The sequence below is a fragment of the Bacillus cereus group sp. BfR-BA-01382 genome, assembly GCF_022663475.1.
Classification (GTDB): Bacteria; Bacillota; Bacilli; order Bacillales; family Bacillaceae_G; genus Bacillus_A; species Bacillus_A thuringiensis_S.
The window spans coordinates 1-20,363 of the sequence record NZ_JAKUFQ010000098.1 but is presented as its reverse complement, the minus strand read 5'-3'; the positions used below and the strand labels follow the sequence as shown (position 1 = coordinate 20,363).

Here is a 20,363-nt window from a genome sequence, read left to right as displayed (position 1 = left end):
AAATAGCTTATGTTAGGATTGTTTCTTGTTTATTCTTCATTTTTAATATATTTATCCTTGATCATTTTTATATATTGTTTTCTTTCTGTTAGTTCAAATATAAATAATGCCTTTTTTATGTATGTTAAACCAACTTCATTAGAGTGCTGAACTTTCAATAAAATTGCACCTTTTTCAAAAAACAATTCACCTAATAAGTATAAAGTATTCATATTTATGGCTAATTTTATACCTATTTCACTATACTTAATCGCTTCTTCATATTGATTTGCAAGGTGTAGACATTTTGTTAACGTATGAATGAGTCTTAATTTGATTTCTTTTTCTCTAGGAAATTCTATCTTATTAAAATTAATTAAACTTTGTTTTAATATATTTATGCTTTTCTCATACTCTTCATTTTCTGCATGTATTATAGCAATTGAATTCATTATGCTTATTTCTTTTTCTGATAAAAAGTTACTACTACTTAAAGTTTGTTTTAGTGCTCTATTTAAAATGTCAAAAGCATTAATTGTTGCTCCATTTACATAATATATAGCAATCGCTTCATGCCATAATAGAAATTGTTTATCTTCTTTTGATTGGAAATTATTTTCGTTTTTCTCTTTTTTCACTATTTCGTAAAGCTCATTATATTTTTTTTGTTTCACACAATCTCTCATTACACATTTTACATTTTCAATATATTTTATTTTTTTATTTTTGGTCAGTGCAAATATATAATTTGGATCAATACCAAGTCTTTCAGATAGTTGATACAACAATATGCTAGATGGATAAATAATCCCTTTTTCTATCTTACTAATTTGGCTTTGTGAACATATTCCATGACATAATTCAGATTGTGACATATTTTTTTTCTTTCTAAGTTCTTTAATAATAATACCAAGATTGTAGAATTCCATCTTTCCTCCCTCAAATGTAACACTTTATGAGTATAAGAATATTTTCCAACTTTTAATGTAATGTAAAATTAGTATAGTTACAATTACTATTTATATGGATTTATAGTTTTTCACAAACTTGTATCACAATATGAGAAATTATTACAATAAAGTTCACTAATAACCAATGGGAGTTTTATTCATCACCACTGATTATTAGTCCACTCCAAGCAGGCGTTTACAGGTAGTTCGATTTCTTTGTCACAGCTAAATTTTGAGGTGAGAATCTTATTGCCCGCAAATAGCGAAATTAAAAGAAATAAATATGATTTTTGACCTTTATTTCTTTTAATAGTTTCTTTTGATTTTATATAAACAATTTCGAAGGGGCTTATTTTATGAAAAGAATATTAACCGAAAGAGAATTAGAAGTGGCTATTTATGTAGCAAAAGGATATACAGATGCAGAAATTTCCAGAAAAATATATGTTACCCCTAGAAGAATTTCAACGATAATTAATCATATTAAAGAAAAATGGCATATTAATTCTAGAGTGGAATTAGGTATTTTAGTTTATCATTATGGTTTTATAGATGCACCCTTATTTTCTAATAAGGAAATTCAGCTATGCAAAAAGGTTGTACAGTAGATAGCAGAATATAAAAAGGTTAGAGAATTAACTTCTCTAACCTTTTTATATTCAATATTAGCTTTTAAACAGCCCTAATGCTACCATTAATCCTGTTATCTGTTCAACCTTGTATAAACACAAAAAAGAATTAGCCCTTCCTACTTTTCAAAACTAGTTACAATTCTCTCTTTCATTTTCTGTATTACTTCACTGCTCAATACTTTTTGACCAGCAGGAAGTTTTAATATGGCAGCGGCACCTTTGCTAAGGTATATTTCTTGATCATTATTTTGATTTACTACCAATATTCCTTGCCCTTCAAATTCGAAATAACTAATATCTTTTGTTTCATTTGTATTATTTTTTATTGCTTTATATAATCCATATAAATCTTTACTTCTATTTTCTCCGCCCGTTCGAATCGGTTCAGTATCATTCGCAACAATTAGTCCTTCTGGCTGCTCACCCTTCATAATAAACCACAGCTTTTCATTTGTTGGTAATAGCAATTGCTTAAATTCAGAGCTATTTAAAATTTGCTGTGCTGGAATTGTTGCATAGATTGGTAACGAAAATGGAGATGTTGTTATTTTTTCAAAATTTAAATTTTCAGAAGAACTTCCCTTACTATATTGATAATCTTTTAATGCGATCGATTGTACTGATTCACTTTTATTTTTTGATGCATAACTAATTTTACTAGCGAAAATAATAACGGTCATTAAACACATGCACGGTATCACAAGCTTAAGTAGATTTCCCATTTATGAACCCCCGCTTTTAATATTATTAGTTTGCATGGATATTATAAACAGTTTCACTCCACCAAAAATTATTATTGTTATGGAACGTACTGAAATTATGATTATAATGATCACCATACCAAGGGTCCATGTACGTTATATAATCTGTTCCATTTGTCCCTTTATAAAATCCATCAAGTACTAGAAAGTGTCCGATGTTAGCTCCATTTTGCCACATAATGAGTACAATCATCGGCTGATTACTATTAATTTGACTTTTGAACCAATCATACGATTTTGCTCCAGAACTTATAGCTGAACTAACACCATATCCCGATAATCCATATTGTATTTCACGTGAAGTTGCAGGATTATTATATGATCCACCCTTAACATACCTAACGTACTGATCTTGTGAAGGAGTTTTCCCAAAATAATTTAAAACTGAAACCGAAGTGCCTGCCCAACACCAATTTGATCTTTCTTGTAATATGTTAGGTACAGATAATTTACGGTCTATTGGTGTACTTGGAGGATTTCCATTAATATACGCTGACGTTACATATACTTTTTTTCCATCTTTAAAATAGTAAAACCAACGATTATCTAAATTTCCTGTCCAGTAATCTTTAACCGCTTCACCATACTCCCATCCTTTAAAAGATACTTTTGTATTTCCGGGAATCACATCTACAATATTTGCATTCAAACTTTTCGCCTCTCTAACATTTACATTCAATGGAGCTGTTGTCCCTGAAAATTCAACTTCTTCTGCTATTATTTTCTGAACACCAATAAAACTAAATGTGAAGAACAATAAAACCATACAAACAATAAAATGCTTTCTTCCCTTCATTTCTCCACCCCTTCATCAGTACTAAAAAACATCAACAATTCATCCTTATTAATTGTTCAAGCTTAATATTACATACTAACGAAAAATGACTTCTCATAAAGTAAAACTTTAATCAGTGGGGGTTTTATTCATCCCTCACTGATTATTAGTTAAACTAATCGGGCTTTTACGGGCTGCCCGATCCCCACCTAACTTCTTTGCTCTCGCTGGATTTTGAGGTGGGAGTCTTACTGCCCGGCAAATAGCGAGATAAATTCCAATACAAAAAAGGAGCCTATAAATTTTTATAGGCTCCTTTTTATTTCGTCGTTATTACTTAGCTAATTCTTTCGTAACCTTCATTACATCAACGAAGAATCCCCAGTTATTCACTACAGAAGAGATACTGATATGTTCATCTGGAGTGTGGACGTTAAAGATGTCTGGTCCGAATGAAATTGCATCTAATTCAGGCATCTTTTGAACGAATGCGCTACACTCAATCCCCGCATGTACAGCGAAGATTTCAATTTCTTTATTGTATTTTTCTTGATGTACTTTTTCAAATAAATTACGAATTTGTGAGTTTGGATTGTATGGCCATTCTGGATACTCTGACTCTATTTCAAATGTAGCACCAACTAATTCAGCAATATATTTGATTTCTTCTGCAACATGTTGTTTTAAACTACTTACAGAACTTCGCACTTCGTTACGTAATTTAATTTCATCTTGCAACGTTTCAATAACGCCTAAATTTGTTGAGCTTTCTACAAGACCTTTAATATCCATGCTCATACTTTGAATACCATTCGGAATTAAGAATAATGATGAAATAAGCTGCTTTTGTGTCTCTTTAGCAAATACTTTTTCAACTGTTTCATCCAATTTTGTCAGTGTAACATGAACATCTGAATCAACAGCACGCATTTCTTCTTGTAATACACGTGTCCATGATTCTAGTTTTTCTTCTACTTGCCCTACATCTTCTGTACGAATTAAAATTGTAGCTACACTTTCACGCGGAATTGCATTCGTTTTTAATCCGCCGTGAACTTCACTTATGTTAAACTCCGTATGTGCTGATAAATCACGTAACACTCGTCCTAATACTTTGTTCGCATTACCGCGTTGTTTATCAATTTCCATACCAGAATGTCCGCCTTTTAGACCGCCAACATATAGACGGTATGCATCCATATTCGCTGGTGTTTCATCCCAAATTACGGGAATTGTTTCAACAGCTTTCGCACCACCTGCACTACTTACAAGTAATTTATGATCTTCTTCAGAATCAATATTTATAAATATCTTTCCTTCAAAATGATTTGGATCAATAGCAAAAGCCCCGCCCATTGTCGTTTCTTCTTCAGTAGTGATAACGACTTCAAGTGCTGGATGCGGAATTTCTTTTGAATCTAATAAAGCTAATGCATACGCAACTGCAATACCATTATCCGCACCTAAAGTTGTTTGATTTGCATATAACATGTCCCCAATGATTCGTAATTCAATTGGATCTTTTTCAAAATCATGTACTGTTGCTTGATTTTTTTCGCAAACCATATCCATATGACCTTGAATAATAATAGCTGGTACATTTTCATAACCAGCTGTTGCTTCTTTTTTAATAATGACATTTAATGCTTCATCTTGAATGACTTCTAAGTTACGCTCTTTTGCAAAGCCCACTAAATAATCACTAATTTCCTTTTCATTACCTGATCCTCTAGGAATCTTTGAAATTTCTGCAAAATGATAAAATACAGGGTGCTTTGTTAATTGTTCTAAAGTAGAATACATTTTTCAAGCTCCTCTCAAAATGAAAAAATAGTATGTAAGTCTTTTATCATTATACCATGATTCATTATTTTACCTTTCTTTTAACTTTTATTGTTCATTTTATTTACAACACTCATACAACATTATAAGGGCGTTGTAAGCTATATCGATTTTTCTCATTTAATAATAGTCGTATACTTTTTAAAGAAACACATTAAAGGAGATAAAGAAAATGAAAAAGTTTGCAGCAATTATTACACTATGTTTATTATTTTTTAGTTTTACTATTGGCTGTGAGAGAGCGTCACTAAATAAAATTGGTAAAGATGTATATTACATGCAGATAAAAGGCGAAGGAGCTATCGAAAAAGTAGATGGTAGAAACTTACGAAACTATACGCTGCCCGCATATCATGAAGATGGTGTCAAAAAACAAATTACATTTAGAAGTACAAAAAAAGAAAACGACCATAAATTAAATGAAGACGCGTTTTTACGCCTTTATGTAGATCAAGATGATAATAGCAAAAATGAAATATCATCAATTGAAGTAAAGTCCTATGAAGAGATTCAGAAAACAGATTTACCTAAAAAAGTAAAAGATAAGTTTACTATTAAATAAAAAACAAAAGAAAATGCTCTATGCATTTTCTTTTGTTCTTTTCACTTGTATATATTTTGAACTACTATTATTCATCAGTTTCTCTAACCGATTTATATTCTCCGTTAATGCACCTTTCACAAGAGAGAAATCTGTATTGGATTCTTCTTTTTTTTCTTTAAAAAACGAAGACTTTTGTACATTGACTTCAGCCATCTCTTCTCCCCCTTTTCAAAAAGATACAACCTTTTATTTATATTATATAGCAAATGTAGAAAGAGTGTACACTTATGATTTTCTTTTTAATTCTTCTTCTAATTCTTCTACTTGCTGCAACGCATCCCCTTTTATTAAAGAGAAATCTGTTGTATCTTCGTTATCTTCTTTAAAAAAATCATTGTCATAATCTTTTACCACTACAATCACCTCTACATGCTAGTGTAGGAATGATTGTCCAATTTTATTCAACTTTGTCGGATTTTGTTTTTAATTTATGTATAGAAGAAAAGGACAGAAAAAGATTCTGTCCTTATTTACTAAAATAACTATGATGTATTGTTAAATTATATACATTTTCAAAATCCCGATCTTGCAGGTTATTTTTCTTTCCATCAATAACAATGAAAACATCACTTACTATTTTTGCTGGTATAATCCCGACATTTTCTACTTGCACTGCTTTCTGCTCATTCAATTGCTCGATATGTTCTAACGGAACGATAATACTAAATTGCGAGCGAATACCACGAAAGTTTGTATTTAATTCCTTTGCCGCTTCAAAAACAACAATTTTCGCGCCAATTTTTTCCCCATATGAATCTAAAAATACATTTAAGCTCTTTGTATATTCTTCTTCCGTATGCCATTCCATCGTACCGAAAACTGCTGGATTAACATTTTGAATAATTGTGGTGTATATTTCTCCTCTCGCTTTAGATGCAATTAATGATCGTTTTATTGATTGAACTGTCTTGCCAATATCGCTAAATTTCGCACCCCATATTTCTGAAATATTAGGCGTTAAAATGAACGCAATATCAACAAAAATAACCATTGCAGTAAACATTAAAAGATTTTTCCAGAGGGTTAAATCAATTCCTTTTATCATGAAATACACGGTGACAGATATGATAAACAAACCATACCAAGTCTTTCTAATACGTTGCTTTTTCTCCTCGTACAACTCCTCATTTTTCCAATAAAAGAAAACAAGGACTACAAAGACAATCGCTAAAACAAATAAGCCAATTCGAATGTTAGAGATCATTAATCACATCACCCTCCATTCAAAAACTACTCACGATATCATTACATGCGCAAGCTGCTCTCTTTATGACAAAAGACATGGACAAGCTTCTAAATTTAGCTACATCGCATATATATTAGAAGGTACCACGTCTTTTATCCTGCTATTTGTGGGCAGTAAGACCCCCACTGATTAAAATTTTACTTTACCATGAGTCTATATTGTATATGTAGACAAGCATTCATTTCAAATTTTCGTATTAAAAAGAAATATGTTTCGGAATTTCCCCTTCAGGTACTTCTCCATCCATACTTAAATAATAATGACGAATCGGACGTAAGTTTTCGTCTAATTCATAAACAAGCGGAATACTAGTTGGAATATTTAATGAAACTACACCATCACTCGAAAGGTTGTCTAAGTATTTTACTAGCGAGCGAATTGTGTTACCGTGTGATGAAATAATTACTTTATTACCATTTTTTAATATCGGCGCAATTTCTGAGTGCCAATAAGCAAGTACTCTCTTCTCCGTATCCTCTAAACATTCAGTTAATGGAAATTCACCTTTTTTGAGTGTTTTATATCTTGGATCGGTCGCTTCATATCGAGGATCGTCTTCAGTAAGAGCCGGTGGTCTTACATCAACACTTCTTCTCCAAATATGAACTTGCTCCTCACCATATTTTTGAGCAGTTTCATCTTTATTCAACCCCTGCAATGCACCATAATGTCTTTCATTTAGCTTCCAAGATTTATGTATTGGGACCCAAGTAAGATCCATCTCATGAAGTACAATCCATAACGTCCGAATTGCGCGTTTTAATACAGATGTATAAGCCACATCAAAAGTATATCTGTTTTTCTTTAATATTGCTCCTGCTTCTCTCGCTTCACTTAATCCATTCTCTGATAGATCAACATCTGTCCATCCAGTAAAGCGATTTTCAAGATTCCATAAACTTTGTCCGTGACGAATAAGTACAAGTTTTATCATTATAATTCCCCTTTCGGAAATGTGAATTTTATTGTTCCATTGCGTACACGTATAAAGTATCTAGTAATGTATCTTTTTATCCATTCACTCTATAACCAAACGATAGTTGCCAAATGTATGGATAAAATTTGTTCTTTTTCAAACTATAAAAACAGAAGTTTTTCATTATTTTTGATCGACTGGTATTTCCCGTTTTGATATCCAAGCATCAAAACCTGATCGACTATTTGCCATTTCATTCATAACTTGATGCCAATTGTCTTCACATGATTCACCAAATTTTGAAAAAATAGCGCCCATTTGTTGTCTTTGTACATCGCTCAATTTTTTCTCTAAATCTGCACCTTGTTCTGTTAAAGACAACTGTTTCACACGGCGGTCATGCGTAGCTTCATTACTCTCAATTAAGCCCTTTTCCACAAGTTGACGTAGTGGCCCGTGGAGAGCTTGTTTACTTATTTCTAATAATGATAATAACTCATTTACACTTATCCCTGGAAAACGTGCGATAAAAAATAAAATTCGATGATGTACTCGTTGAATGCCATATTCTTTTATAATTTCATCTGGCTTTTCAGTAAATGTTTTATATGCAAAATAAAATAATGCTAATGCCTCATTCATCTGTTCTTCTTTATGTTGTGTCATCTACTTTCCCCCTGTATGTAAATTATACCACAATCTAGTAATGAATATTTTAATCAACTTATTAGAATCTGTTTAGTCTATTGAAACATTCACTGCATAATTAGGAGATGATTCATTTGAAAAAAATATACTGTAAGTACATATTTATTGGATAGACTACACGAATTAGGAATTGAACATACATTCGGGGTTCCTGGTGATTATAATCTTGCCTTTTTAGATGATGTAGTACCACATGAAAATTTAAAGTCGATTGTATTATTAGTATTGGTGTGAAGTTAACTGATACTATTACAGGCGGCTTCACACAAGGTTTTACAAAAGAACAAGTTATAGAAATCCATCCCTACACTGTGAAAATTATAGATAAAAAATACGGTCCAGTTGTAATGCAGGATATTTTACAACATTTAAGTGATTCAATTGAGCATCGTAATAAAGATACTCTTGACGTTAAGCCATTTATTTTAAAATCATCTCTTTTTACTGAAGAGTTCAATCCCAAATCACAAATGGTCACACAAAAACGTTTTTGGCAGCAAATGTACCATTTCTTACAAGAAAACGACATCTTAATTGTAGAGCAAGGAACACCTTTCTTTGGTAGTGCTGCTATCCCTCTACCTAATAACACTGCATATGTAGGACAACCGTTATGGGGATCTATCGGATATACACTGCCCGCTCTAATTGGTACACAGGTCGCCAATTTATCACGGCGCAACATTTTAATTATTGGTGACGGTTCTTACCAAGTAACTGCCCAAGAGTTATCAACTATACTACGTCAAAATTTAAAACCGATTATATTTTTAATCAATAACAACGGATACACTGTTGAACGTGCCATTCACGGCCAAAACCAACCATATAATGACATACAGATGTGGGATTATACTAGCTTGCCGAACCTATTCGGATCAGAAGAAAAAAGCCTAACATTTAAAGTGGAGAATGAAACAGAGTTAACAGAAGTCTTAACAAATATAACTTTTAATAAGAATCAACTTATCTTTATTGAGGTAATAATGAGCCAAAGCGATCAACCTGAATTGTTAGCTAAACTCGGGAAAAGATTCGGTCAGCAAAATTCTTAATATAAAAAAACTAATTATACAATTGGTAGTGTAAAATTTGTTTTGAGAATAATTTCGACACTCAAAATACATAAGGAAAAGGATGGAAAGCACCATCTTTTTCTATTTTAAGAGCGTTCTTCGACTAACGCCCCGTGTGACAAGCAAAAATTCTTAATCCATCTTTAACTTTATAGCTTTTGTCGCAATAAATGTTTTAATATGCTTATCTAATATCCTTGTCCCACCAAAATCATCCTCATAAAAACCTGTCATAGCAAAACCAGCTTCAATTTGGCCTTGGATTTGGTCTTCTAAAGTATGCGCATATTCTATTGTTTGATTTGAATCGATGTAATCTTGAACTTCATCCTCTGGTAAATAATCCAATGTTGATGAAGGAATTGAATGTTTAACATCAAGAATACCTTTTTGTTCTTGGTTATCATCAAAGATCCATAGTAATGGATTTGTAAATCCAGCAATAAGAATACCTTTATTCTTTAAAACCCTAGAAACTTCATTCCATACAAGATGAACATCTTTTACAAACAAATTAGAGACAGGATTTACAACAATATCAAAATATTCATCCTCAAAGTCACCAAGGTCTGACATATCTCCTTGTACGGTTTTTAAAGTCAAACCATCCCGTTTTGCTACCTTTTCATCTTGTTCCAATTGCTTCTTAGATATATCAGTAACTGTTACATCTGCTCCAGCAGCAGCTAGAACAGGTGCTTGTTGTCCACCACCTGACGCTAAGCAAAGTATCTTTAATCCATCTAATGACTTTGGAAACCACTCTCTAGGAACTGACTTTTCCGTAGTGACTGTAATCTCCCATTCACCTGATTTGCTTTTCTCAATAATCTCGCTACTTACAGGCTGCGTGTATCTAGAACCTTCTTCAACCTTCTTATCCCATGCATTACTGTTTTGTTGTGTAGTATCCATTGCGATTAGTCCTCCAAACGATCTAGTGGCATTCAATGTGTAAGCTTATTAACTATTTATACTTTCCTTTTCCTATTAACCTGCCTGATAGTTCATACATAGTTGTTTACATTTATATTAACAGATAAATACTAATAATTACTAAAAATTCTAAAAAGACACAAAAATATACATCTATTCCATCATTCATTTAAAATAATCGTAGAATTGGTAAGTTTTAAACAACTCATTTCCACAAAAAAAGCATTCCAAAACTGTTGACAGTTGGAACGCTTTTTTATGTTATTTCATTTTTCAAGCTTTTAACTAAATCCATTAAACAAATAAGCTACGCTTTTTCTTTTTTATTCAGCAAGAGTTAACTGCCAAGATACACCATACTTATCATTTAACCAGCCAAACTTTTTACTAAACGGATAAGAACCTAAAGGCATGAGAATTGCTCCATCCTGCGCTAGTTTATGAAAGACCGTTTCAATTTCTTCTTCTGTCTCACAAGTTACATAAAGAGACATAGCTGGAGTGAATGTAAAATTATGATTTACATAACTATCAATACACATAAACTCTTGGCCATTTAGCGTAAAAGTTGCATGAATTACAGTTCCCTCTTTACCAGGTCCATTTTCATCGTAGCGAGAAATACTTACAATTTCCGATTGATCAAATAGCGACGTATAAAAATTCATTGCTTCCTCAGCTTTGCCTTCAAACATTAAAAACGTAGTAATTTTTTGATTTGTGTTACTCATATGGAGACAGCCCCTTGTTATATATTTATGTAAAACATAAGTCGGCCAAAAAACCGAACGTATATTCCTATAAGTGTATTGTCTATAAAAACGATGAGTTTGTCAATTATCTACTTTCTTATTTCTTCTTAAATAATGCTGTCCAAAGAAATGATTCTCCAAACATTTCTTTCGGTTGTTTCATTTGTTTCATCCTTCTAATCTCAATTACCTCAAATTCTTTAAATATCTCTCTTAACTTTTCTTCCGAGTATGCAAGACCACCTTGTAGACTCCATTCTCTATATACGTCCCAATCTGTTATTTCTGATCCATTTCGCTCATCTAAATTGCCTGCTGCAAAACATGTTAATCCGAAATAACCACCCGATTTTAATGAGTTTTTAATTAAATCCACATAATTTATTCTTCTATGCGGTGGAATGTGATGCAAACAGCCCGAATCATATACAAAATCAAATTCGTTTTGAACCTCTAAATTAAAAATTGAATTACAAATAAAATGAATTTCTACCCCTTTTGCCAATGCCCTCTCTTTTGCCCAGTTAATGCCTTCTACAGATAAATCCACTGCTGTTACATCAAATCCTTGAGTCGCTAAATAAATGGCATTTCTACCTGGACCACATCCAAGTTCTAATACCTTCCCTTTTGAAACTCTCTCTTTTTGTATATTCGAAACTAGATTCTCATCTGGAACATTTTCAAAAAACGGAACATCCTTTTCTCTATTCTCATAAAACTCATTCCAAAATGGTTCTGCAGGTCTTAATAATGAATCAAGCATTTTTAAAATGTCTTCTTGTGTGTGTAACGTTTCAGTTTTCATTAATACCCCTCCATGAATTAATGGTTAGAAAATTATTATATATCTTTTTGAACTTTCAGACGAATAAAGGCTCCACATTTTAATTTTTTCTTTATTCTTTAAATTATTTTAAATACGGTAAATGAAATTATAAACTTTACTCTTATGGTGCAAATGCACGCCAACCTATTATTAAATACAAAAAGAGCCACAAATTTTTGTGACTCCTTCTGCATTAATAATTATATCAGGATTTTTTATTATATAGCGATTTCTCTATTAACAAACGATATATCTCTTCATCCAGATTACCATTTCATACTTTAACGGCCACGTCTTTGCTGACCTTGCTTTGTACTACCTTTTTTATTACTTGACTTATTAAATGATCGGTTATTTTCATTTCTTGAATCACTTCTCGAGCTATTTCTCGAATCACGTCTTGATTCACTTCTTGAACCTTCGCGGCTATCTCTTTGACGATTTTGACCTGATTTCTTTGGAGCCGGCTTTGGTACCGGTTTTCCATTTTCATCTACACGTTTTATCTTCGGTTGTTCGATTATTTCTCTTTGTATTGGTGCACCAAGCGTTTTTTCAATTTCTTCTAAATGTTTTTCATCTTTCGCTGCAACGAACGTAATTGCAAGACCTGATCCACCTGCACGTCCTGTTCGGCCAATGCGGTGAATATAACTTTCTACATCTTCAGGGATATCAAAGTTAAATACGTGCGTTACACCATCTACATCAAGTCCACGAGCTGCTACATCCGTTGCGATTAAGTACTGAATTTTAGCTTCGCGGAAACTCTTCATAACTCTTTCACGTTTCGCTTGAGGTATATCACCATGAAGTTCAGCACAATTGTAACCTAATCCTTTTAAATTATCATAAAGCTTACTTGCTCTAACCTTTGTACGACAGAAAATAACTGCTAAAAATGGCTGGTCACGATCCATAACAAAACGAAGTGCATCTGGCTTTGCACGATCTGTCGTCTCAATGACACGCTGCTCAATTGTATCTACCGTTACTTCTTCACTTTGTACTTGAATCATTTGCGGCTCATCCATATAACGCTTCGCCAATTTTTTAATATCTTTTGGCATCGTTGCTGAGAATAACATCGTTTGTTTACTACCAGGTGTCTCATCTAAAATATCTTCAATATCATATAAGAAACCGAAATAAAGCATTTGATCCGCTTCATCTAGTACAATCGTTGAAAGATTACTTAAATCAATTGTTTCGCGTCGTATATGATCTAATAATCGTCCTGGTGTTGCAACAACAATATGTGTATTACCTTTTAATTTTCTCAATTGTTGTGCTACATCTTGCCCACCATAAATCGCTAGTACATTAATATCTTCTCTTTGAACAAGCATTTTTTTAATTTCAGTTGTAATTTGCAGAGCTAGTTCCCTTGTTGGTGCAACAATTAAAGCCTGAACATCACTAGACTCTGGATTGATTTTTTCTAAAATCGGTAACACAAATGCTAACGTTTTACCCGTTCCAGTTTTCGCCTGCCCAATAATATCTTTACCTGACAGAATAACTGGAATTGCCTTTTCTTGAATTGGTGTTGCTTCTGTAATTCCATTTTCACGTAATGTATGATTAAAAGTTTCACTAATTCCTAATTCTAAAAAGTTTTTCAAATAGACCACTTCTTTTCCTTATTTTTCACATTAGCTTTCATTGTACCATTTGTTTCGCTAAATATGAAAAATAAAAAAATTCTTATCTTCTTTTTTTATATTCATCCTGTACTAGATGGACAAATTCTTTTTGCTTTTTCTCGGATTTTATTAATGGTTCCATATTTGCAGAAGTCAAAATATACTTTTTAATTTTTCTATTACTCCAAATTAAACTTGTATACTTCGGATCTTCATGTAGATTTCGAAACCACTCTAATTCACTTAATTTTGCAATATGGTGTTTCAATTTCATGTCATTTCGAGGATAAAACAAAATAACATTTGCTATTACATCAAATAACGAACCCATCTTCTCCCTCCTATACCCTTGCTCAAATTATATATATTCTTTTGTACATATACATTTCAATTTTACCGAAATATACTGTTACTGATTTGGTTGAAATCGCAAAATATATGAACTAAAAAACCGATCTTTTTGATTTAGGAAAGACCGGTTTTCATTATTTTATAAAGTCAGCTTTCCTCCATGGTAGCAATAATACTGTGCTGCTTTAAGACTTTTAATCCTATTTAAAGACTTTTCCGCCCTTTCTATATCTAAGCAAAAATCCGGATTAGCTATTACTAACTCACGATTCTCTTGAACCGCTGCATCTCCTGTAATTACACAGTCTAAATTCGGAAAATATAATGAAATATGCCCCGAAGTATGTCCTGGCGTCGCTACTATTTGACATTCATTATTCAAAATCATTTGACCATCATGCACTTTTTCATCGACGGAAATATGTTTTATATTTTTTAACTGTTGTATAAACCATTTACCAAATTCTTTTTCTTCATTTGGCATACGTTCTAACATTTTTTCAGCTTGAACTAACCTCTCTGATTTTATATCACCACTAATATAGTTAGATTCAATTTCACTAGCAATAATATTAATGTGAGGATATTTGACTTTGAAATCATATAAAGCCCCTAGATGATCATCATCATAATGAGTAATAATTATATTTTTTAAGTTTTTCATCTCATATCCATGTTTTAATATTGCATTTTCAATTAAAGGTAAAAAACTTGTATATCCTGTATCGACTAATGTTAATTCATTATGTACTATAATTAAACTTGGATAAACACATTGTTTTTGCCCGTTAAATTCGAATTCAATTGGTAGTTCTATTATTTTCATTTTTCTTCCCCCATACCGCTTATAAAATGCATGATAATAACTAAATCATACACATACATTTTACAATATATATACTATGTAACGGAACACTGTGAATCGTGGCATAATCCACATTATATTATTTTGAACAGGTAATCCCCTATTTTTATGGAAATATATAATAAGAAAAACAATAACATTGATTAATCTCTCACTTCTTTGTCTATCCTTTTAAAAAATCTATGTTTTTGTAAAAGGAGTATTTATATGGAGAAACAGACACTTTGGAAAAAGTTCAAAAAAAGCTCTGTAAACCTCGGTAAATCCAGCGTATATGAAAGTATTATCTTATTCTACACAATGAAAAAGAAAGAATTACCTACTAAAGCGAAATTCATAATATTAGCCGCTTTATCTTATTACGTATTAACAATTGATTTCATTCCAGATATAGCTGCTATTATTGGGATTGGCTTATTAGATGATGTTTTAGCAATCGCTGTAGCGCATAAATATGTTATGCGCCATGCAGATGCTGAAATTCGAGAGAAGAGCAAGGTAAAAATGGAGTCATTATTTACTTCAGCACAAGCATAATTAAACTAACTAGTCATTTACATACCTTTTTACTTTCAAAAAAAGCTAACTGTAATTAATGATAGTTCAACCTCACTGAATATTACTCTTCACTATGAGAGCATTGCAGAATAAATCCCTAAACAAAAGCATTTCTCTTAGCTCTCAAACCGTAAACAAAAAGGGTGTCAGCACGTGTTCCTAAGTTCTGACACCCTTTTATTTGTTCTTATATCTATCTGTTATACAGTTGCATGTGTCCCCTTATACAAAACTGCTATTGCCGCGACTATAAGGATCATACCCATAAAAGCAGGTGCAGCATGACCAAGCGATACATAGATTTGCCCTCCAATAATAGGACCAATCATTCTTGCTAAAGCTTGAATAGATTGACTTCCCCCTTGAATCCTTCCTTGTTCACTAGAACCGCCAGACTTTGAAAGCATCCCGTTGAATGAAGGCCCGAAAATTGAATCCCCAAAACCATACATCAGCATTCCAACGATAAGTAGTGGATAGAGTGAAAACAAAGCTGATGCCGCAATAAAACTGTATCCTATAATCTCCGAAACCATCCCAAGAATTGCTATTTGTTTATCACTAAGCTGGATCAAAAGCTTTGGCATTATAAAACTTTGTGAAACAATGTCTTGAAAGCCCAAAATTGAAAACATAAGTCCGATTAGTGCAGGTTTCCAACTGAAAGTATCCATTGTAAATTGCGTGAAAATTGCTTGTAAAGATCCGTTAGGTATCCAAAGTAAAAACGCTGAGACAAGTAACCATTTTAAATTTTTCATGGAAAGTATGTTTGCTAGCTGTGCAAAAGGATTCAACCTTACAAAAGTAATCTCTTTTAACCTATTATTTTTGTCAAGACTCTCAGGCATATATTTGATCCCATATACAACATTTATTAACGTTATGATTGCTCCAAAATACATAGGTACAGTATCACCAAACTTGGCAAGTAATCCCCCAATAGTGGGGCCAATGATAGTTCCCGCACCTACAACTGCACTCACCCATCCAAAGTATTTCGTTCTCTGCTCTTTTGGAATGATGTCTGCAAAATATGCGAAGATAGTACTTATGCTCCCGCCTGTTATTCCTTCTATTATGCGTCCAGCAAATAGTACCCATAAAGCTCCTCCTATACCAAAAACTAAGTACCCAATTGCAGAACCAAATAAGCATATTAAAAGTAATGGACGACGGCCATACTTATCGCTTAAAGCTCCGAGTACTGGGGCAGCTAAAAACACGCAAGCCGCATATACGGAAGTTAGTAGTGTAACAACTAATGCTTGTTCTTCCGGATTACTTGTATATGGGTGTACTAAGAATGGGACTACAGGCATGATAATACTGAAACCTATACCACAAAGAAATACAGAAATAAGTCCGAATAGTAAAGCATGTTTATCTATGCTTTTTTCAGTTTTCCTTTCATTTTGTGATCTAAATATAGACATTTAACTTCTCTCCTTAAAACATTTTGTTGTCGTGTCAACAAAATGATAACTCCGTTTTGTTGATTAGTCAACAAAAATAACATAATAAAAAAGCAGCCTATTCTCATTAGAGTAAGGCTGCCATTTCATTATTAAAATGTATTAGGATTTAATATGTATACCTTGTTTCTTTATTTCTGCATCCAAATGTCTACTATACTTTTCCACGAAACTAATTATACTGTCGAATTCTTCTTCAGTTACTTGCTCAAATACAGCTTTATCCCGCTCTTGAAACTCTTTGTGCAGATCTTCATGGATTTTATAAATTTCTTTCCCTTCTTCGGTAAGCCTAAAATAAATTTCTTTCTTATTTTCCGACTTTTGGTAGCTTTCAATAAGGCCTTTTTGTATGAGCTTCTTAGTCATTCTACTTATAGCACCGCGAGTCACATAAAAAGCCTCTGCAAGTTGTGTCACATTAGAATCCACATTATTTTCAATATATTCAATGCAGTGGACTTCAGAAGACTTAAAACCTTTAAGACCTTCTTCCATCTTATCTTTATTAAGCCAAACCAGCTTATTATATAATTCCCTGAAACCGTTCATGACCTGTTCTTCTTTATTCATGACCTGCCCTCCTCACCGCTCATTAGTACATTAAAACTATTATATTAAATTTCTGCTTACGTTTCGACAATATTGAAATAATTATTGTAACATTCAAGATATGTGTAAAAATTGGCGCTTAAATAAAACAATTCATTAAACAGCAAATTTATTGCTACTTACAATAAACAGTAGACAAAAAGTAAGAGCTAAAATTATTTCTCTTAGCTCTTCTTTCATAAAACTATTTCACTTCATTAGCGACAAAAAAGTGCTCACATACACTTGATATGCGCTGTAAGTCCACGTTCCCACCAGATATAACCGCTACTACTTTTTTTCCTTTTATATAGCTATCAACTTTTCCTGCAAGAAGTGCAGCAGTTGCTAATGCACCTGCACCTTCTACAACAGCTTTCCCACGTTGTAATAAATCTTTCATCGCTACTTCCAGTTCTTTTTCTGATACAGTTACAATATCATCTACTAATTCTTTTACAATTTCAAATGTTAATTCCCCTGGTATTTTAACAGCGCAACCATCTGCAATAGTAGGCGCCTCATAATGTTCTACGATTGCTCCTTTATCGTAAGATGCCTTCATTCCATGAACATTATCTGCTTGGACACCAATTATATTAATCGATGGATTAAAAGATTTTAATGCTACAGAAATACCAGAAATAATTCCGCCTCCACCTATTGGTACAATGACAGTATCTACATCCCACATATCATCAAGAATATCTAATCCAATTGTACCTTGACCAGCCATTACCTCTACATCATCATATGGATGTAAGTATGTCTCACCTGTTTCCCTTATAATTTCTTCACATTTTGCCTTTGCATCATCAAATGTTTCACCATGTAAAATTACTTCAGATCCATATCCTCTAGTTGCTTCGACTTTAGCCTGCGGTGCAGAAATTGGCATAACAATTTTACTCTTAATACCGAGTAAATGAGCAGATAATGCAACTCCTTGTGCATGATTACCTGCTGAACATGCAATTACACCTCTTTCTTTTTCTTGATCCGTGAGCCGCGACATTTTATTAAATGCGCCACGAAATTTAAAAGAACCCGTTAATTGCATATTTTCTAATTTCAAATGAATTTCTCCGCCCGTTTTACTAGTCAAGTAAAAAGATTTTACTAATGGCGTTTTACGAGCATTTCTATCTAGAATCTTGTGAGCTTTTTTAATATTATCTATATGTAATGGTAGTTTTCTAGTTATCATACTTACACCTCTTCCAATGTTCTATTCCTAAGTTTTCGTAAGTCGTAGCTCCTTTATACGAAAAGAAAAAGTCTTTATATTTGTACCCCACTCTGAAATAAACACATTTGCAAACAATTCAACATCCTCTTCATATCACGTTCTTTATAATGATTTAAACATGCAATTTGGATCCAATTATTCTTTTGTAAATAAGATGACTCATAATGAACGATGTATCCTTGTAATGCTAATGCATCGCCTACTACTTTAGAAGAATGATCTTCGCTCAATACAATAGTAAGTATAATTGGCGCGGCATGTTCTTTAGGTGAAACAAGCTTTAAACCCATATCAGTAATAACTTCTTCAACATAATCGTATGTCTCTTTAATTTTTACAAATGCCTTTTCATCTTCAAATCTCTTCAACGCTTCTTGCAATGCATAAATTAAATTCCATGATTGTGAGTATGGAATGCTTTCATTTTCTTCATACATGCCAATGTCCATATAGGCCGGCACAGCCTCGTTTATTTTTACAATGTGGTTATGAAAAACGAAAGAAATTCCTGTATATGATTTAATCGCTTTACCGCTAACACCACTTGCAAAATACACATCCTTCAAGTCTATTGGTATTGCTCCAATTGAGCTTATGCAATCTACACATAGTTTCATTTGATTCTCGTTACAAAGAGTATTTAGCTCGTTTAAATCGTTTAACATTCCAGTAGATGTTTCATGATGAACAAACCAAAGCCATTCATAATTTCCAGTTGTCATTATTTCTTCTAATTCTGTATAAATAAACGGCTCTCTCATTTCCTTTTTATACGTATCAAAATGTAACTGTGCTCGTTTTGCATGCCCAACTAATCTATTTCCAAATTCTCCATTTGTTAATACTAGTCCTTTCCCTTTTAAAGAACGTAACTGTAAAGCAATCGCATCATTGGCTAACGTCCCTGTTCCTAACATAAGTTGTACATGTTTTGCTTTTGTCATGTGAAGTAACCGTTTTTTCACATTGTCCATTGTCACTTGAAATGACTTAGAGCGATGCGAAATAGGCTTAGTACAAAATGCCTTTCGAACGTTCTCTTCAATGTCTACTGGACCAGGTAAAAACGTGTATTCTTTCGTCATAATACTTCCAACACTCGATTCTTCAAACATAGCAGGGGTAACATACATTGGCTGGTAGGTTGCTGCTTCTGTACCAACTAACGTATGGAAATCTTTGAATCCCATCTGCTCATATAAAGCTAGTTCACGTGTTGTTGCAGAAATGAGTGCTAATTCATATCCGTTTAGCAGCAAATAACGATGTAGAAAACGGATTAATCCTAACAACGCTCTTCCATTCCTATATTCACGTTCTACTGAAAGTAAACGAATTTCATACACTTTTTCTCCATGCTCTTGCAAATAAACATCTAAATTTGAAATTTTATAATCTAACGAGAATGGTCGTTTTCCCCGCACCGCGACCATACCTACTAATCTATCCTCATCTAAACAAATTAAATATGTATTTTCTTCATGAAACCTATCTATACGAAACTGGTCTTTCGTTTCTTCATGTTGTGGAATCTCTTCCACAAAAGTTTTATAATTTAATTTATGTATACTTTCAAATTCCCAATCTTGATCAGCAACTTTATAAATTAACCCCATGCCTTA

23 protein-coding genes and 1 pseudogene are annotated in these 20,363 nt (G+C 32.8%); 5 read left to right on the top strand and 19 right to left on the bottom strand.

Going from position 1 to position 20,363, the window contains the following annotated elements:
• Positions 1-29: 29 nt before the first annotated feature.
• Positions 30-908, bottom strand: a complete 879-nt coding sequence (locus tag MR160_RS26860; RefSeq protein ID WP_000397978.1) for a helix-turn-helix domain-containing protein — start codon at positions 906-908, stop codon at positions 30-32.
• 377 nt (positions 909-1,285) lie between these two features.
• Between MR160_RS26860 and MR160_RS26855 the strand changes: the two genes are divergently transcribed.
• A complete protein-coding gene (locus tag MR160_RS26855) occupies positions 1,286-1,537 on the top strand; it encodes a response regulator transcription factor (protein WP_000821942.1) in 252 nt (83 codons plus the stop codon).
• Between the two features lie 140 nt (positions 1,538-1,677).
• Here MR160_RS26855 and MR160_RS26850 read toward each other — a convergent pair whose 3' ends face one another.
• The 3 genes from MR160_RS26850 to pepD form a co-directional block, all read right to left on the bottom strand.
• Positions 1,678-2,283: a hypothetical protein gene (locus MR160_RS26850; protein ID WP_000527414.1), complete on the bottom strand. Its 606-nt coding sequence runs from the start codon at positions 2,281-2,283 to the stop codon at positions 1,678-1,680.
• Between the two features lie 25 nt (positions 2,284-2,308).
• Positions 2,309-3,118 (bottom strand): papain-like cysteine protease family protein, encoded by an 810-nt coding sequence (locus MR160_RS26845; RefSeq protein WP_000678376.1) that lies wholly within the window; start codon positions 3,116-3,118, stop codon positions 2,309-2,311.
• 312 nt (positions 3,119-3,430) lie between these two features.
• Positions 3,431-4,900 (bottom strand): beta-Ala-His dipeptidase, encoded by a 1,470-nt coding sequence (pepD, locus tag MR160_RS26840; RefSeq protein WP_000287541.1) that lies wholly within the window; start codon positions 4,898-4,900, stop codon positions 3,431-3,433.
• Between the two features lie 211 nt (positions 4,901-5,111).
• Here pepD and MR160_RS26835 point away from each other — a divergent pair, with 211 nt between their 5' ends.
• Positions 5,112-5,501 (top strand): YxeA family protein, encoded by a 390-nt coding sequence (locus MR160_RS26835; protein ID WP_000712655.1) that lies wholly within the window; start codon positions 5,112-5,114, stop codon positions 5,499-5,501.
• An 18-nt stretch (positions 5,502-5,519) separates the two neighbouring features.
• Here MR160_RS26835 and spoIISB read toward each other — a convergent pair whose 3' ends face one another.
• From spoIISB to MR160_RS26810, 5 genes are all read right to left on the bottom strand, one after another.
• A complete protein-coding gene (gene spoIISB / locus MR160_RS26830) occupies positions 5,520-5,696 on the bottom strand; it encodes a stage II sporulation protein SB (protein ID WP_000852629.1) in 177 nt (58 codons plus the stop codon).
• Between the two features lie 72 nt (positions 5,697-5,768).
• The gene (locus MR160_RS26825; RefSeq protein WP_000237817.1) at positions 5,769-5,897 is read right to left on the bottom strand and encodes a hypothetical protein; all 129 of its coding nucleotides are present in this window, start codon (positions 5,895-5,897) and stop codon (positions 5,769-5,771) included.
• Between the two features lie 112 nt (positions 5,898-6,009).
• Positions 6,010-6,747 carry a type II toxin-antitoxin system SpoIISA family toxin gene (locus MR160_RS26820; RefSeq protein ID WP_000624981.1) on the bottom strand — a complete coding sequence of 246 codons (738 nt, stop codon included), beginning with the start codon at positions 6,745-6,747 and terminating at the stop codon, positions 6,010-6,012.
• 238 nt (positions 6,748-6,985) lie between these two features.
• Positions 6,986-7,723, bottom strand: a complete 738-nt coding sequence (gene gpmA, locus MR160_RS26815) for a 2,3-diphosphoglycerate-dependent phosphoglycerate mutase (protein WP_000594159.1) — start codon at positions 7,721-7,723, stop codon at positions 6,986-6,988.
• A 165-nt stretch (positions 7,724-7,888) separates the two neighbouring features.
• The gene (locus tag MR160_RS26810) at positions 7,889-8,371 is read right to left on the bottom strand and encodes a MarR family winged helix-turn-helix transcriptional regulator (RefSeq protein WP_000191905.1); all 483 of its coding nucleotides are present in this window, start codon (positions 8,369-8,371) and stop codon (positions 7,889-7,891) included.
• Between the two features lie 147 nt (positions 8,372-8,518).
• On the opposite strand from MR160_RS26810, the gene MR160_RS26805 reads away from it, so the two are divergent.
• Both MR160_RS26805 and MR160_RS26800 read left to right on the top strand, forming a co-directional pair.
• The gene (locus tag MR160_RS26805) at positions 8,519-8,647 is read left to right on the top strand and encodes a hypothetical protein (protein WP_003265031.1); all 129 of its coding nucleotides are present in this window, start codon (positions 8,519-8,521) and stop codon (positions 8,645-8,647) included.
• A pseudogene (locus tag MR160_RS26800) lies at positions 8,623-9,468 on the top strand (thiamine pyrophosphate-dependent enzyme); the annotation flags it as partial. The gene MR160_RS26805 and the pseudogene MR160_RS26800, both read left to right, overlap by 25 nt.
• A gap of 153 nt (positions 9,469-9,621) precedes the next feature.
• Here the strand turns inward: MR160_RS26800 and MR160_RS26795 are convergent.
• The 6 genes from MR160_RS26795 to MR160_RS26770 form a co-directional block, all read right to left on the bottom strand.
• Positions 9,622-10,404: a class I SAM-dependent methyltransferase gene (locus tag MR160_RS26795; protein WP_000381782.1), complete on the bottom strand. Its 783-nt coding sequence runs from the start codon at positions 10,402-10,404 to the stop codon at positions 9,622-9,624.
• A 344-nt stretch (positions 10,405-10,748) separates the two neighbouring features.
• A complete protein-coding gene (locus tag MR160_RS26790) occupies positions 10,749-11,156 on the bottom strand; it encodes a VOC family protein (protein ID WP_000072495.1) in 408 nt (135 codons plus the stop codon).
• A gap of 118 nt (positions 11,157-11,274) precedes the next feature.
• Positions 11,275-11,985, bottom strand: coding sequence for a class I SAM-dependent methyltransferase (locus MR160_RS26785; protein WP_000846298.1), 711 nt, complete (start codon positions 11,983-11,985; stop codon positions 11,275-11,277).
• 302 nt (positions 11,986-12,287) lie between these two features.
• Complete coding sequence (locus MR160_RS26780; RefSeq protein WP_002082792.1) at positions 12,288-13,640, bottom strand: DEAD/DEAH box helicase; 1,353 nt, start codon at positions 13,638-13,640, stop codon at positions 12,288-12,290.
• A 73-nt stretch (positions 13,641-13,713) separates the two neighbouring features.
• Positions 13,714-13,983 (bottom strand): hypothetical protein, encoded by a 270-nt coding sequence (locus tag MR160_RS26775; RefSeq protein WP_000535041.1) that lies wholly within the window; start codon positions 13,981-13,983, stop codon positions 13,714-13,716.
• Positions 13,984-14,142: 159 nt separating this feature from the next.
• Entirely contained in the window at positions 14,143-14,829 is a 687-nt protein-coding gene (locus tag MR160_RS26770) for an MBL fold metallo-hydrolase (RefSeq protein ID WP_000691174.1), read from the bottom strand.
• Positions 14,830-15,075: 246 nt separating this feature from the next.
• Here MR160_RS26770 and MR160_RS26765 point away from each other — a divergent pair, with 246 nt between their 5' ends.
• Positions 15,076-15,405 (top strand): YkvA family protein, encoded by a 330-nt coding sequence (locus tag MR160_RS26765; protein WP_000415089.1) that lies wholly within the window; start codon positions 15,076-15,078, stop codon positions 15,403-15,405.
• A gap of 221 nt (positions 15,406-15,626) precedes the next feature.
• On the opposite strand, the gene MR160_RS26760 is transcribed toward MR160_RS26765, so the two are convergent.
• The 4 genes from MR160_RS26760 to MR160_RS26745 all read right to left on the bottom strand — a co-directional run bounded on the left by MR160_RS26760 (position 15,627) and on the right by MR160_RS26745 (position 20,357).
• The gene (locus tag MR160_RS26760) at positions 15,627-16,862 is read right to left on the bottom strand and encodes an MFS transporter (protein ID WP_242298505.1); all 1,236 of its coding nucleotides are present in this window, start codon (positions 16,860-16,862) and stop codon (positions 15,627-15,629) included.
• A 141-nt stretch (positions 16,863-17,003) separates the two neighbouring features.
• Positions 17,004-17,474, bottom strand: coding sequence for a MarR family transcriptional regulator (locus tag MR160_RS26755; RefSeq protein WP_001030909.1), 471 nt, complete (start codon positions 17,472-17,474; stop codon positions 17,004-17,006).
• A gap of 223 nt (positions 17,475-17,697) precedes the next feature.
• The gene (gene tdcB, locus MR160_RS26750) at positions 17,698-18,699 is read right to left on the bottom strand and encodes a bifunctional threonine ammonia-lyase/L-serine ammonia-lyase TdcB (protein ID WP_000632966.1); all 1,002 of its coding nucleotides are present in this window, start codon (positions 18,697-18,699) and stop codon (positions 17,698-17,700) included.
• A 74-nt stretch (positions 18,700-18,773) separates the two neighbouring features.
• Positions 18,774-20,357, bottom strand: a complete 1,584-nt coding sequence (locus tag MR160_RS26745) for an aminotransferase class V-fold PLP-dependent enzyme (protein WP_000523040.1) — start codon at positions 20,355-20,357, stop codon at positions 18,774-18,776.
• Positions 20,358-20,363: the final 6 nt, after the last annotated feature.

Coding starts and splice junctions, on each gene's coding strand:
- MR160_RS26860 (WP_000397978.1), bottom strand. CDS start 908: ATGGAATTCTACAATCTTGGTATTATTATTAAAGAACTTAGAAAGAAA.
- MR160_RS26855 (WP_000821942.1), top strand. CDS start 1,286: ATGAAAAGAATATTAACCGAAAGAGAATTAGAAGTGGCTATTTATGTA.
- MR160_RS26850 (WP_000527414.1), bottom strand. CDS start 2,283: ATGGGAAATCTACTTAAGCTTGTGATACCGTGCATGTGTTTAATGACC.
- MR160_RS26845 (WP_000678376.1), bottom strand. CDS start 3,118: ATGAAGGGAAGAAAGCATTTTATTGTTTGTATGGTTTTATTGTTCTTC.
- pepD (WP_000287541.1), bottom strand. CDS start 4,900: ATGTATTCTACTTTAGAACAATTAACAAAGCACCCTGTATTTTATCAT.
- MR160_RS26835 (WP_000712655.1), top strand. CDS start 5,112: ATGAAAAAGTTTGCAGCAATTATTACACTATGTTTATTATTTTTTAGT.
- spoIISB (WP_000852629.1), bottom strand. CDS start 5,696: ATGGCTGAAGTCAATGTACAAAAGTCTTCGTTTTTTAAAGAAAAAAAA.
- MR160_RS26820 (WP_000624981.1), bottom strand. CDS start 6,747: ATGATCTCTAACATTCGAATTGGCTTATTTGTTTTAGCGATTGTCTTT.
- gpmA (WP_000594159.1), bottom strand. CDS start 7,723: ATGATAAAACTTGTACTTATTCGTCACGGACAAAGTTTATGGAATCTT.
- MR160_RS26810 (WP_000191905.1), bottom strand. CDS start 8,371: ATGACACAACATAAAGAAGAACAGATGAATGAGGCATTAGCATTATTT.
- MR160_RS26795 (WP_000381782.1), bottom strand. CDS start 10,404: ATGGATACTACACAACAAAACAGTAATGCATGGGATAAGAAGGTTGAA.
- MR160_RS26790 (WP_000072495.1), bottom strand. CDS start 11,156: ATGAGTAACACAAATCAAAAAATTACTACGTTTTTAATGTTTGAAGGC.
- MR160_RS26785 (WP_000846298.1), bottom strand. CDS start 11,985: ATGAAAACTGAAACGTTACACACACAAGAAGACATTTTAAAAATGCTT.
- MR160_RS26775 (WP_000535041.1), bottom strand. CDS start 13,983: ATGGGTTCGTTATTTGATGTAATAGCAAATGTTATTTTGTTTTATCCT.
- MR160_RS26770 (WP_000691174.1), bottom strand. CDS start 14,829: ATGAAAATAATAGAACTACCAATTGAATTCGAATTTAACGGGCAAAAA.
- MR160_RS26765 (WP_000415089.1), top strand. CDS start 15,076: ATGGAGAAACAGACACTTTGGAAAAAGTTCAAAAAAAGCTCTGTAAAC.
- MR160_RS26760 (WP_242298505.1), bottom strand. CDS start 16,862: ATGTCTATATTTAGATCACAAAATGAAAGGAAAACTGAAAAAAGCATA.
- MR160_RS26755 (WP_001030909.1), bottom strand. CDS start 17,474: ATGAATAAAGAAGAACAGGTCATGAACGGTTTCAGGGAATTATATAAT.
- tdcB (WP_000632966.1), bottom strand. CDS start 18,699: ATGATAACTAGAAAACTACCATTACATATAGATAATATTAAAAAAGCT.
- MR160_RS26745 (WP_000523040.1), bottom strand. CDS start 20,357: ATGGGGTTAATTTATAAAGTTGCTGATCAAGATTGGGAATTTGAAAGT.